Raw genomic sequence first — 535 nt, forward strand, 5'->3', positions numbered from 1 at the left:
GATAGCTTTTAGACACATACTGACATCCACGATCACTGTGGATAACAACGGGTTGACTAAGTCTTCTGTTTGCTTTTGCTTTTTCAATCGCTTTAACGACATGTTCCGTGGATAAGCTGTCCGACAGCTGCCATCCTATTATTTTTCTAGAATATAAATCCATTACGCTTGTTAGGTACACAAATCCTGCCAAGGTATGCACATAAGTGATATCAGTCACCCAGACAGTGTTAGGAGCTACCGGATTAAATTCCCTATTCAAGATATTTTTCAGTTTCGTGTCAAACTCCGGGTCAATAGTTGTTCTTACATGTGGACGAACCCAGATGGCTTTTATGCCCTCCTCCCGCATGTAGTTACCCACCGTCTTTTCAGTTACGATGCAGCCCCTGGATCGTAAAGTTGACGTTATTTTAGGTGCACCGTAAATCTGGTATGACTCATGATAAATTTGTATAATTTTAGTTTTACAGGACTCGGGACACTTCCAAATAATTTTTTGTAGTCCCTCTCGCATGAGAGGGGCTACTTTTTG

Annotated in this window: 1 protein-coding gene; it reads right to left on the reverse strand. The window is 41.3% G+C overall.

Annotated features, from left to right (window positions below):
* Nucleotides 1–517 (reverse strand): IS3 family transposase (locus AC6HVZ_RS19655; protein WP_497559806.1); only part of this gene is annotated, 517 nt, incomplete at its 3' end.
* Between the last annotated feature and the right edge of the window lie 18 nt (nucleotides 518–535).

This window comes from Oceanobacillus sp. NCCP-135 (assembly GCF_059698015.1).